The sequence below is a fragment of the Marinimicrobium sp. LS-A18 genome, assembly GCF_000463525.1.
In the GTDB taxonomy this organism is placed as follows: Bacteria; Pseudomonadota; Gammaproteobacteria; order Pseudomonadales; family Cellvibrionaceae; genus Marinimicrobium; species Marinimicrobium koreense.
Genome location: NZ_AWEP01000005.1, coordinates 615,490 through 627,846 on the forward strand (window position 1 = coordinate 615,490; position 12,357 = coordinate 627,846).

A 12,357-nucleotide genomic window follows, 5' to 3' on the forward strand; every position below is an offset into this window, starting at 1 on the left:
CGTCCTTGAGCACACCGCTTCTAATGCCATCGGAGCCCACTGGGTCACTCTCCCAATTCGGCGGGGGTAACGGACCGACGGTGCCAGAAGTAATGAAACGCCCCCACAATATGCAGCAATAACAACGCCGGGAGCACGTAAAGCCCGGTAATGACATGCAGCACTTCCACCGGCTCATGGATAAAGGCCAGGCTCTCCAGCGGGATCAGCACCGTGAACCAGCCAAACACATTGACACCTTCATTTTCGGTGAACAGGTACAGCGGGCCGGTAAAAACCTGCAGCACCAGCAACCCCAACACGAGGCGGTGCACCCACCATGCCAGTTGGCGCTGCCACGGGGTTTGCCCCTGAGTGGGCGGAAACCCCTGGTGCACGCGGTAGGCCGCCCGCCAAAGCACAAACCAGAACACAAAGAAGCCGAGACTGACGTGTACCGACATGATGAAACCTTCGGCACTGTCCGGCGCCGCTGATGCCAGCAGCCCCAGAATCAACATTGCCATCACCAGCAACACGGTAATCCAGTGGTTGATCACCGAAATCGCGGAGTAGCTTTCCCGCCCACTCGTCTGTATCAAACTGCTCATATCACCTCCTGATCAGAAAAAATCGGTTCCGTTAGGTATAGCATAGTCAGACAAAGGAAATATGATCGTTGAGGATAAAAGCACCTACCAAAACCAGAATTACACCGCCCAACACCTCCGTTCTTCGCCCGAAAGCTGAGCCTATACTCCGACCCACCATTACTCCGGTCGTCACCATGAACAGCGTTGCCAAACCGATACAACCCGCCGCGAGCAGAATATTCACCTCAACAAACGCTAGCCCGACCCCGACAGCCAGGGCATCAATGCTTGTTCCAACCGCCGTTAGCGCCAGACGGATGAATGAGTGCCGTTGAATAACCGCCTCTGGTGTCTCCTGATGTTTGCAACCTTCGATCACCATATGCAAGCCGAGCCCAGTCAAGACCGCGAAGGCGATCCAGTGATCCCAGTTTTCCACCAGGGTGGATGCGCTACGCCCCAGAAGCCAGCCTATAATCGGAGTGATGGACTCAATCAGACCAAAAATAACGCCGGTGCGAAGCGCTTCAGAAAAACGCGGGCGGTGTAAACTCGCCCCTTTCCCAACCGCGGCCGCAAAGGCGTCGGTCGACATGGCAAAGGATAGCGAAAGAAGCGCAAGAGGTGACATTACTAAATATCCAGTTCGTAAGCCATTCACAGGTTAAGATCAGGGGGGATGGGCAATGTACCACATCGCACCCGACCGATCATCACTCAGGCCCACGGAAATCTAGCAACCTCACACACACCAGCTTATTCAGAAGTGGGCAGTTCGGACAATTTCTCCTTTATCTCGACTCGTCTGCCTTCATCCGCCAAGGGTCTGTCCGGGCGGCTTTCGGCCTGAAACGCCTTCTGAAAATAACGACGAGCCTCACCATGGCGGCCCTGGTCCATGAGGAAATCCCCATAAAAATAGTTGGGATCAATGCCATTGGGATTGATGGCAAGCGCCTCTTTCAAGTAGGCCTCTGCTTTCTCGTCATCACCAAAGCCGAGCGGCCATCCGGGCACCTGGTAGTAAAGGCTGCCCAATGAAGTGTAGGCTGATCCCTGTAGCGCGGACGCATCGATCGACAACGCACGCTCAAAATCGTTACGGGCCACTTTCACCAGTTTCAGGGCACCCAGACCTCCCTTCGCCCCAGCATAAGTGCTCAACACAATCCCGTGCCAGATCAACGGTTCCGCACGCCCGGGGTATTGCTCTACCAGTGCATCAGCCTGCTCCGCCAAGGCTTCAAAGGCCTTCTCTCGCTCGGCCTCCGGCATTTTATACTGAATCTCAGCCCAGCGATGTTGAATGTCGGTCAGTCCGTCTATGGGTTTTTCCGCCAGTGCCGCTACAGAGGCGACACACAGCGAGAGGGTCAACAGGATACGTTTCATGTCAGTACTCCGATTTGAGATACGATTGAATAATGGACAGTTTTCGGCGTAGCGCGGTATCCACCACCGCCGGGATAAGGTTGTTAACAGCCACAAACAGCCGTTCAGGCCACCCCAGATACCGTCGCCCACGCTTTCGCTCAATCGTCCGTACAATCGCGAAAGCAACGGCCTCCGGACTGTCAGAACGGTTCCCCAGCGCCCGGTTCATGGCTACAACAGCCGGGGAATTCATACCCGTTTTGGTCGCTCTAGGGGCGATATAACGTACCGCAATTCCACTGTCTGCCCACTCCCGGCGCAATGCTTCGGTCAGGCCCCGCAGGGCAAACTTGGTCGCGCAATAGGCCGAGTAGCCAGGGAAGCCAATACTTCCAAACGTGGAACCAATAAATACCAATTCACCATGGCCGCGCTGACGAAAGTAGCTCGAAAAGCAGCGGGCCACGGCGTAAGCACTACGAAGGTTCACTCGCCACAACCGCTCCAGCTCCTGGAGCGGAGTCTGCTCCACGGCCGCGAAAAGGCCCTGACCGGCGCAGTGAATTACGCCATCGATGTCTGGGTAGCGCTGACAGATGTCCGCCATTTGGGCCTCGACATCCTCCGACGCAAGGTCAATCCGCACGTAAGTAAAGCCTTCTGCACGGCAGGGCGTGGGCGACCGGCTTGCGAGCAGAAGGCGAGCTCCTTTGCGGGCCATTTGCTCTCCCAGCGCCTCTCCGATTCCTCCGGAGGCTCCCAGTATGAGCCAACGCTGATTACGCCAGACCACGACGCACCTCCCTGATCCGATCAGCCGGTGACGCCAATGGAACATCTCTGAGCATATCCCCATAGAGCCGATAAACGACATTGGCCGCATCAACGATCGCCCGCTGGTCTTCCTGCTCAGTGATGCCGTTCATCAGGCTTTTAAAAAATTGAAAGTGCTCCTGATCCAGGCTTCCATGAGAGTACAGGTAGCTGAACGCAGTATCCGGCAAGTTCAAAGTACGCTGCACTTTTTCTCCCATCGGCGTTGCCACGGCCACACTCGTTCCCTCAAGCACCTGTACCATGCCAAATAGCCCCACCGGATTCCCTCGGTTGATCAGGTCGTACAAAAAAGCCACCATCAACCGGATCGGCAAATCGGGCTGACCGTTACGAACGGTATCCGGGTCGACACCACAAGCTTTCAGATCATTGAGAATCCACTCGTGGTGGCCATACTCCTCCTCGATGTACTCCACCAGTGCTTTACGCACCGGCTCCAATCGATCCGGCAAGCGGGCACCGCAGGCCATCATCAAAGGCGCGGTATGTTTTACGTGATGGTAAGCCTGACTCAGAAAATAGGTGTAGCTGTTTATATCGAAACGACCATCCTCAATGGCACTGAAGATCGGCGCCTCGAAAAGCGTTTTTCGGCCAAATTCGGAAGCATTTTGCAGTTCATCAAAAAAAGTCATAGTGATTACTCCTGGGCGAACATTCTCGGTTGAGGCTGTTCAATGGATCGAGTGGAAAGACATTCGGCACTCGCCAGCCAGGACTCCAGGCTTTCCAGCACCAGTGTCCTCCTGATCCGGCCGTTGGGTGTGACTGTGATGGAATCTATGTTCTGGAACGGGCAAGGCAACAGATACACGTGACTCAAGCGCGCATAGTCAGGCAGATTTGCATTGAGTGCCTCAATCGCCTGACGACAATCCTCCACACCGTTGTCAGTTGGTCCCGGGTACAGCAGCGCCAATGGGTGGGGCTCCCCGTCACCGAACACCAGGGCCTGCGCCATACCGGCACTTTGGGTCAGTTCCGCCTCCAGCCATTCCGGGCTGATATTGCGCCCAAAACCGGTGATCAGCAGGTTCTTCTTCCGTCCGGACACCCATAGAAACCCGTCCTGATCCAGAAAACCCAGGTCACCACTGGCTACCGCATGCGATTCATCCACGGGCGTTTCTCCCAGGTAACCTAGAAAACTGCTGCCAGAAATCTGCAGTTCACCACCGGGGCCAACATGGACATCTACATGGTCCAGAACGCGGCCCGCCGAACCGATACGATTATCTGCGGGTGCGTTCAGCGCTACCACGGAGCCACACTCCGACAACCCATAGCCCTGGAACATCGGCAATTTCAGCTCCTCCGCTCGGCGCAGTAGCGAGGGCGATACGCGCCCACCACCAACGGCCAGAAAGCGATAACCCCGGTGCTGGAGTGCGCCCGACTCCGCGCCCTCGATCAGCACTCGTGTCAACTCCGGCACCAGAATCAACGATGTTGGCTGCCAACGATTCTGCTCTGAAAGCCAGCGCTGTGAGTCCATGCCACTACTACCGGATAACCCCAGGCTGGCAAGTCCCGGAACGGACACCTCAGCGCCTCGATAAAGACTCAAATACACGCCCGCGACGTTTTCCAGAAGCGTAGCCAAAGGTAAAACCGAAAGATGCTGCGGCAGCTCCAGCTGGCTCAACCGGGTGTCCAAAGCCCGCAACGTGCGTCCCAGTTGTGCAGCGGACAAACAGACCCCTTTGGGCGTGCCGGTACTGCCGGAAGTGAACGTGATTTTCACCGTGCCCGGGGGTAACACTGACAGTTCCCGCTCAACGGGAAGACGATGAATCCACAGGCCACCGCCAACCGTCTCGGCCACCTCGTCAGCCCGCACATCGGCCGTGGACAGCAGAATCCCATCCAATCCTGCCGTTTCGACAAGATGCTGACGCTGCGACGGCGAGAAGAACGTCGGAACGGGCACCGAGACAACCCCAGCACGAACGCAGGCCAAATCGGCTACGACCCAGGCAACCGAGTTGTCACCCACCAGGCCAAGTCGCTGAACGCCCAAATCCATAATTGCCTGCGCAACCCCTTGCACACGGTTCCATAACTGTCGGTAAGTCACCGTCTGATCTTCGTCGCGAAGCGCCACCCGGCTCGGGTGCAACAAAGACCACCGGGCCAAGCGCTCAAGTAATTCATTCATAGTGACTACCTCAGACCGTGGTTTTTTCCAGCCAACCGGTGTGCCGCATTGCCTCGACACCACTGGGAACGTGCGCCAGCACCACTTCGGGGCGGTTCTGGTAATACGCCCCCCAATCTTGCGCCGCCCCCTGCAGCCGCTCGGGCAAAGCTGGGCCGAGTACCCTCGGTTTAACACCCATTTTTGTGAAACTCAGCCGGATCGATTGAGTTCCGGTAAAACAGATCCATTCGACACCTTGGGTAACCAACCATCGAGCAATCGCGGGAAAGAACAATCGACTGACGCCCTCAACGGCGCCGGCCAAGTGAGCGATCTCCACGACCCCTTCCCGATGGCCAAGGGCGCCTGGAGGTAAATATTGCTCAATGGGATGGTCCAGATAATTCTCAAGGAACAAAGGCTGATCTGCCGCGTGCCGTGTGCCCACCGCGGCCATGACCAGCCCGGACCGGGCGACAAGAATCAGAGGAGAGGGGACAACAAGCGACGGGCAACGCCCATACGCCGCACGAAAGCGCTGTTCGATGAAGAAGGCAATAGCGTCTGTGGCCCGTGATTCGGGATCTACCGAGCACAGTTTCCAGTCCCCCACGGGCATCAGCTCTGTGACGGACGGATCGAACAGGTCCACTTTTAACGGCAACAAGCAGGAAGATGACATCAAATGAAACTCCAGTGAGGCACTCTGTCCTGCTCATGCTAAGGGTGCTATCTTAATTAACGCTTAAACAATGCCCCCTGAATTCTTAAGCCAGAATTAAGAAAACTCTGCCACACTGGGGGCATCCACCATTTCCAGGCGCAACGCTGCTGCGGGAGGACCATGAGAATATTGCTGATTGAAGACGACTCGATGCTCGCCCAAACCATGGTCCGCATGCTAGAGCAGGCACAGCACCAGGTTGACTGGATCAATGACGGCAGGAAGGGGCTGAATGCCCTGAAAGATCAAACCTTTGATATTGCCATTGCTGATTTGACGCTTCCTCGGCTGGATGGTCTTGAGATTGTTCGGCAAGCCAGAAAGGCACAATGCCGAACCCCCATTATTATTCTCACCGCTCGCGAAGAGCTGGATGACCGGGTGCAAGGGCTCGATTTCGGAGCGGACGATTATTTGACCAAACCATTTAAAATGGCAGAACTTGAAGCGCGAATGAGAGCCGTTATCCGGCGCACCGACGGCTATACCGACAACAACGTCCTGACAACGGGCGCCATTCGCCTGAATTTGGACCATGCGGAGCTTCAGGTGGGGGAAAAGCGCTTCCAGCTACCCAAAGCCGAATTTCAGATCCTGCAGGTACTGATGCGCAACACGGACAGAGTGGCCACAAGGCGACGGCTGGAGGAAGTACTCTATGGGTGGGACAGAGGCGCAGAGAGCAATACGCTTGAGGTACATATTCACCACCTTCGCCAGCGCCTGGGTAAATCCGTGATACGCACGGTACGCGGCGTTGGGTACACCCTGGATAGCGAAGCCGCAAAGGACGCTGGATGATGTCACTGACTCGTACGCTCATCCTTCTGAATACAGCAATGACCTTGATTATTGTTACCCTGGCCTCGACCTGGAGCTATTGGCAAAGCAGCCACGAGCTGGAGGAACTGTTTGATGCGGAGTTGGCTCAGAATACCCGAATTGTTGAGGGCCTCGTTCGTCACTTGGCAGAGAATCGCAGCCGGCAGGAGTTACAACATACGCTGAGTGAGACTCTGGACCCCCTGGCGCTAACCGCGGACACCTCAGAGCCGGAAGAGCGTTGGTTCGAAAGTCGTGAGGACGAGATCCTATCCGGCGGCCTCGGACACCGATACGAAAAGAAAATTTCTTTTCAGGTCTGGACTGAAACCGGCCAACCGATTCTACCGAACAAGTTCGGGGTCGTGGATACCCGTGCTCCCGACAAGACAGGATTTGGGTGGCTCAGCCATTCCGACTACCGGTGGCGCACATTTACATTACACGATGAGAAAAACGGATTCTGGATTCGCTCCGTACAGCGCGAAGATATTCGGCAGGAACTGAGCGGCCACCTTGCCCTGGGCAATGTTCTTCCTATTGCTTTTGCGCTGCCTCTTTTTATCGTCGCGACACTGTGGGCGGTCCGTACCAGCTTCCGCCCGCTCCGCCATCTGCAATCCATCGCCGCCCGCCTGGGACCGGGCACCGACAGATTTTTACCATCGAATACCGTCCCTCAGGAAGTGGAGGGATTGGTCACAGCGCTGAACCAACTGTTGACCCGCCTTAACCGGACGATCGAGCGGGAACGTCGCTTTTCCTCCGATGCAGCTCACGAGCTGAGAACACCACTGGCGGCATTGCGCCTGCAACTGGAGAGCATCAGCCAAGACTCCCCGACGTTGGTCAATGAGCTGTTGCAGTCACTAGACCGAATGGCCCACCTGGTGGATCAGATGCTGGTCCTGAGTAAAGCCGACTCTGATTTCAACGACCATCCGGAACGCCTATCCCTGTCAGAGTGGGTTGCCCAGAGCGTGGCGGATGTCTACCCGCTAGCTCAGGAAAAGCAGATTGAGCTGCAGTTGCTCGAAACAGATGGCGAAGCCTGGATTATGGGCAACCCCACGCTGATCAACACCATGATTCGCTCATTACTGGCCAATGCCATACAGTACGGGCCTGAGAGCAGTGAAGTAACACTCACATTAAGCCCGACTCGCGGTGGGTACCAGCTTACAATCTGCGACCATGGCCCGGGCATACCGGAAGAGGATCGAAACAAGGCGCTCAACCGCTTCGTCCGCCTCGACCAGCGCCAGGGCTCCGGAGCCGGCCTCGGCCTGGCAATCGCCCAGAGAATTACCGAACGCCACGGCGGCATATTGACACTGGAGGAGCGCTCCGACCGTCGAACGGGGTTATGTGCAGTAGTCTGGCTCCCATCGTCTCCAACATAGGGGGATCACTTCCTGGCTTCAGTCAATTGCTAACAGAGCACCGTTACCCAATGATTGAGACCGAGAGGGAGGTATAGTCAACGATCCCTACATGGCTCTGTATCGAACTCCAGCTCAACCGTTGTATGTGCCAACTCATACTCGGAAAGGGCGTGAGAAATGGCATGCTTCAACTGTTTCTGGTCTTCAACGCTGTTCAGCGCCCCGGTTCTCAGATGCACGGACAACACATGACGCTCCCCATCTAACGACCAAAGATGCAAATGGTGCAGGTCCTCGACGCCCGGCAGCGAACGCAGGGTTTGTTCTACGGACTGCTTCAACTCTGGACTTGGGGACGCCTGCAGGAACAGTCTGACTGTCTGCCAGAAATTGCGACCCACATTGAAGAGAATGAACAACGTAAAGCCGATAGAAAGCAATGGGTCAAGAATCGGCCAATCGACGACCATCAGAATGATCGCTACCACCAAAACGGCGACCCAGCCCAATACGTCTTCCATCAGGTGCCAGTTCAGGACGCGTTCATTCAGCGTCTTACCCTTGCTGAGCTTGTAGGCGGCAAAACCATTGACGAGCACACCAAAGACCGCCATCCCCAGCATGCCCCCTGCCATCGGCATAGGCGGATCATTGAGCCGGGGAATCGCTTCACTGAGCACCCACACCGAACCGACAATGAGTACCAAGGCGTTTATGAAAGAGCCCAATAAGGAGAAACGACGATACCCGTAGGTGAAGCTGGCCGTAGCCTGCTTACTGCTCAACCGGGCCAGCAACCAGGCAAACCCGATAGACAAGGAGTCGCCCAGATCGTGTACGGCATCGGCCATGATGGCAGTACTGTTAGTCAGTACACCACCGATAAACTCAATAATGGTAAAGCCAACGTTCAGGAAAAACGCCCAGCCGATGCGCGCACCTTCGTCTCCATGACTGTGACCATGATCGTGCATCTACCCTCCCCTCCTCCAAGAAAAAGAAATTGCCGGTCGCCACGGCGACCGGCTCAGGCCTGGATCAAACCACCGAGTCGCCTTCCACTCCATCCTGTATGCGGACGGCACGACGCACGTCGGTCACAAAAATGCGACCATCGCCCCTAAGCCCAGTATGAGCCTCGGTTTTCAGCAGTTCCACCACGTCATCCACCAAGTGATCCTGGCACACAATTTCCAGTTTCACGTGTTCGGAAAATTCCGACGCACCCGCAATCGGGTGCGTTGCACTGCTGTGCGCCTTACTGCGTCCGAACCCTCGAACGTCCGACACGCTCATCCCGGTGATGCCGTCCAGGCGGTGTAGGGCCAACGTCACTGACTCCAGCCTACGTGTCTTTATATAAGCTTTAATCTCTTGCATGGTGTCACCTCAAGATGTTGCCTGGTCGTCGCCATTCGCACGATCGGCGAACCAGGGATACAGCGCTGGCAGAATCACCAGCGTGAGAATGGTGGCGGTCACCAGGCCACCGATCACTACCGCCGCCAACGGTCGCTGCACTTCGCTGCCCGTGCCTGTAGCAAACAGCAGGGGCGCCAGGCCCAGTCCGGTGGTGACCGCCGTCATTATGACCGGGCGCAAACGCGCCATCGCGCCCTGAACGCAGGCTTTCGCCATGGGCACACCATCGCGCACCAACTCATTCAGGTAGCTGACCAGCACCAAGCCGTTTTCAAGCGCGATACCGAACAGGGCAATGAAGCCCACGGACGCCGGCACCGATAGGCTCAGCCCCGCCAGCCACAGCGATACAATACCGCCAACCAAGGCCAGAGGAATATTGAGCATGATCAACAGCGCATTGCGCAGCGAACCGAAGTTGGCGTACAGCATGAAAAATACCAGCGCCAGGGTGATCGGCACCACCACCATCAAACGCTTGTTGGCCTGCTGCTGAAGTTCGAACTGGCCGCCCCACTTCAGGAAATAGCCCGGCGGAAGAGCCACCTGCTCGGCAATCATTCGATCCGCCTCGGCCACATAGGAGCCAATATCCCGGTCCCGGACGTTGGCCTGAATGGTGATAAAGCGCTGGTTGTTTTCCCGGGTAACCTGTCGTGGACCAACCACCTCTTCCACTCTGGCGAGCTCGCTGAGAGGAATCTGCTGGCCCTGTTCGTTGCGAACTTTCAGATCCCGAATCACTTCCGTTCGGTCTCTTGAGGACTCTTTCAGGCGCACATAGATATCAAACCGACGGATACCCTCGAACACCTGACCGGCGCTGTCCCCGCCAATGGCGATACTGATGGTTTCCTGTACATCCGATACATTCAGGTTATAGCGGGCAATGGCTTCCTGGTCCAGTTCGATGCGAACCTGGGGTGTGCCTCCCACCTGGTCCTTCTGCACGTCTTCCCCACCAGAGACCTGACGCATCACCTCGGCAATTTCCGTGGCTTTCTGATCCAGAACACTCAGATCATCCCCAAAGAGCTTGGCGGCCAGCTCGGCTTTTGTCCCTGTAAGCAACTCATCCACCGCTGCGGCAATGGGCTGGGTAAAGTTGAACTTGGTGCCGGGGAAGTCTTCAAACTCGGCGCTCATTGCGGAGTATAGGCCATCGAGTGTTTCCGCCGTCTGCCACTGCTCCTTGGGTTTGAGTCCGACAAAGATCTCCGCGCTGTTTACCGGGTCGGCATGCGCACCGACTTCACCGCGGCCGATCCGGGTCACGACCTGAGTCACTTCCGGGAAACGCTCCAGCAACTGACGTTCAAACAGCGTCATGGACTGTTTGGCCTTATCCAGCGAGATGGAGGGCGCCATAGTGGCCCGAATCAGCAGATCCCCCTCGTTGAATCGAGGCACAAACTCGGAGCCAAGACGAGGCCCAACAGCTACACCGACGGCAAGTACCAGTCCCGCGATGGTCACCCCAATCCAGCGGCGTCGGATAACGCCCTGCAATAGCGGTCGGTAACCACGGGCAACCAAGCCGATCAAACCACCGGGCTCGTCCGACGCCTGTTCTGACTTCGGACGACGCATGATCAAAGAGGCCACCACCGGAGCCACCACCAGAGCGAAAATCAGCGAGCCCACCATGGCCAGAGAGACCGTGTACGCCAGCGGCCGGAACGTGGCCCCCTCCACCCCCTGCAAGCTGAACAGGGGCAGGAACACCACAATAATGATGCTGATGGCAAAGAGTATGGGCCGCGCTACCGCCTGACTGGCCCGGGCCACAATGTGCAGGCGCGACTCATCCGCGGAGGACTCGCGCAACAGTCGGTCGATGTTCTCGACCACCACCACGGCGCCGTCTACCATCATGCCGATGGCAATGGCCAGACCGCCCAGAGACATGAGGTTTGCGGAGATACCAAACCACTTCATGGCAATCAACGCCAGGCAAACCGAGAACGGAATGGACAGGGCCACTACCAGGCTGGGTCGCCAGCCCCCCATAAAGGCGAGCAAGACAATCGCGACCAAAACAATACCCTGAAGCAGTGCATTGGTCACGGTGGAAACAGCGGCTTCGACCAGTTGCGCCTGATCGTAGTAGGGGCTGACTTCGATCCCTTCCGGCAAGTTGGCATTGATCGTCGCCAACTCTTCTTTCACCGCACCGATCACATTGGAGGTGTTGGCGCCAATCAGCTTTAACACCATCCCCACCACGGCTTCGCCTTCACCATCCTTGGTGGTCAACCCGCGACGGATTTCACCACCAATGGCCAGTTCGCCCAGCTGATGCAGATAGACGGGTATACCATCAACGCTTTTGACTACAATATTGCGAAGGTCATCCAGGTTTTTTGCCAGCCCCACGGAGCGAACAATATATTGCTCGTCGTTCTGAATAATAAACTGAGCCCCCGCATTGGCATTATTCGCCTCGATCCGGCGCTTGACCTGCGGTAAAGAAATGTCGTACCGCAGTAATGCCTCGGGATCAATTCGCACCTGAAACTGCTTGACGTTACCGCCAATGGACAGCACTTCAGTCACGCCCTTGACCGTCTGCAGGTTGAACTTGACGATCCAGTCCTGAATTTCCCGCATTTCGGTGCGACTGTACTCACCACTGGTATCTTCCAGCACATAGAACAGAATCTGTCCCAGACCGGTGGTAATCGGCCCCATGACCGGCTCACCAAACCCGTTCGGAATGGCCTCTCTGGCCTGTTGCAGCCGCTCACTGACCAGTTGTCGGGCGAAGTAGATGTCCGTGCCGTCCTCGAAATAGATGTTCACCACCGACAGGCCGAAGTTCGACACTGACCGAACGTGGTCCAGCTTCGGCAAGCCGTTCATGGCGCTTTCCAGGGGGTAGGTCACATACTTTTCCACCTCTTCCGGCGCGAGCCCTTCGGTCTCTACAAACACCTGTACCAACGAAGGTGAAATGTCCGGGTAGGCATCCACCGGCAGGCTCCGATAAGCGGCATAACCGCCAATCACTGCGGCCAGTGCAATCACCACCACCAGCAGCCGGTTTTGCAACGCCGCTCGAATAATCGCTTGCATAAAAAC

At 56.5% G+C, this 12,357-nt stretch carries 12 protein-coding genes; 2 read left to right on the plus strand and 10 right to left on the minus strand.

Annotated features, from left to right (window positions below):
• Nucleotides 1–44 precede the first annotated feature (44 nt).
• The 7 genes from N645_RS0110560 to N645_RS0110590 all read right to left on the minus strand — a co-directional run bounded on the left by N645_RS0110560 (nucleotide 45) and on the right by N645_RS0110590 (nucleotide 5,605).
• A complete protein-coding gene (locus N645_RS0110560) occupies nucleotides 45–590 on the minus strand; it encodes a cytochrome b (RefSeq protein ID WP_024461479.1) in 546 nt (181 codons plus the stop codon).
• Nucleotides 591–636: 46 nt separating this feature from the next.
• Nucleotides 637–1,203 carry a manganese efflux pump MntP family protein gene (locus N645_RS0110565; RefSeq protein ID WP_024461480.1) on the minus strand — a complete coding sequence of 189 codons (567 nt, stop codon included), beginning with the start codon at nucleotides 1,201–1,203 and terminating at the stop codon, nucleotides 637–639.
• Nucleotides 1,204–1,328: 125 nt separating this feature from the next.
• Nucleotides 1,329–1,964, minus strand: coding sequence for a tetratricopeptide repeat protein (locus tag N645_RS0110570; protein ID WP_024461481.1), 636 nt, complete (start codon nucleotides 1,962–1,964; stop codon nucleotides 1,329–1,331).
• 1 nt (nucleotide 1,965) lies between these two features.
• A complete protein-coding gene (locus N645_RS0110575) occupies nucleotides 1,966–2,829 on the minus strand; it encodes an SDR family oxidoreductase (RefSeq protein WP_369755407.1) in 864 nt (287 codons plus the stop codon).
• A complete protein-coding gene (locus N645_RS18175) occupies nucleotides 2,726–3,418 on the minus strand; it encodes a TenA family transcriptional regulator (RefSeq protein ID WP_024461483.1) in 693 nt (230 codons plus the stop codon). The genes N645_RS0110575 and N645_RS18175 overlap by 104 nt, the downstream gene beginning before the upstream one ends.
• 5 nt (nucleotides 3,419–3,423) lie before the next feature.
• Nucleotides 3,424–4,941: an AMP-binding protein gene (locus N645_RS0110585; RefSeq protein WP_024461484.1), complete on the minus strand. Its 1,518-nt coding sequence runs from the start codon at nucleotides 4,939–4,941 to the stop codon at nucleotides 3,424–3,426.
• A gap of 10 nt (nucleotides 4,942–4,951) precedes the next feature.
• Nucleotides 4,952–5,605: a thermostable hemolysin gene (locus N645_RS0110590; protein WP_024461485.1), complete on the minus strand. Its 654-nt coding sequence runs from the start codon at nucleotides 5,603–5,605 to the stop codon at nucleotides 4,952–4,954.
• 162 nt (nucleotides 5,606–5,767) lie between these two features.
• On the opposite strand from N645_RS0110590, the gene N645_RS0110595 reads away from it, so the two are divergent.
• Together N645_RS0110595 and N645_RS0110600 are read left to right on the plus strand one after the other, a co-directional pair.
• A complete protein-coding gene (locus tag N645_RS0110595) occupies nucleotides 5,768–6,448 on the plus strand; it encodes a response regulator transcription factor (RefSeq protein WP_024461486.1) in 681 nt (226 codons plus the stop codon).
• Between the two features lie 38 nt (nucleotides 6,449–6,486).
• Complete coding sequence (locus tag N645_RS0110600; RefSeq protein WP_202960787.1) at nucleotides 6,487–7,872, plus strand: ATP-binding protein; 1,386 nt, start codon at nucleotides 6,487–6,489, stop codon at nucleotides 7,870–7,872.
• 77 nt (nucleotides 7,873–7,949) lie between these two features.
• Here N645_RS0110600 and N645_RS0110605 read toward each other — a convergent pair whose 3' ends face one another.
• From N645_RS0110605 to N645_RS0110615, 3 genes are all read right to left on the minus strand, one after another.
• A complete protein-coding gene (locus N645_RS0110605; protein WP_024461488.1) occupies nucleotides 7,950–8,828 on the minus strand; it encodes a cation diffusion facilitator family transporter in 879 nt (292 codons plus the stop codon).
• 64 nt (nucleotides 8,829–8,892) lie between these two features.
• Entirely contained in the window at nucleotides 8,893–9,234 is a 342-nt protein-coding gene (locus N645_RS0110610; RefSeq protein ID WP_024461489.1) for a P-II family nitrogen regulator, read from the minus strand.
• A 9-nt stretch (nucleotides 9,235–9,243) separates the two neighbouring features.
• Nucleotides 9,244–12,351 (minus strand): efflux RND transporter permease subunit, encoded by a 3,108-nt coding sequence (locus N645_RS0110615; protein WP_024461490.1) that lies wholly within the window; start codon nucleotides 12,349–12,351, stop codon nucleotides 9,244–9,246.
• Between the last annotated feature and the right edge of the window lie 6 nt (nucleotides 12,352–12,357).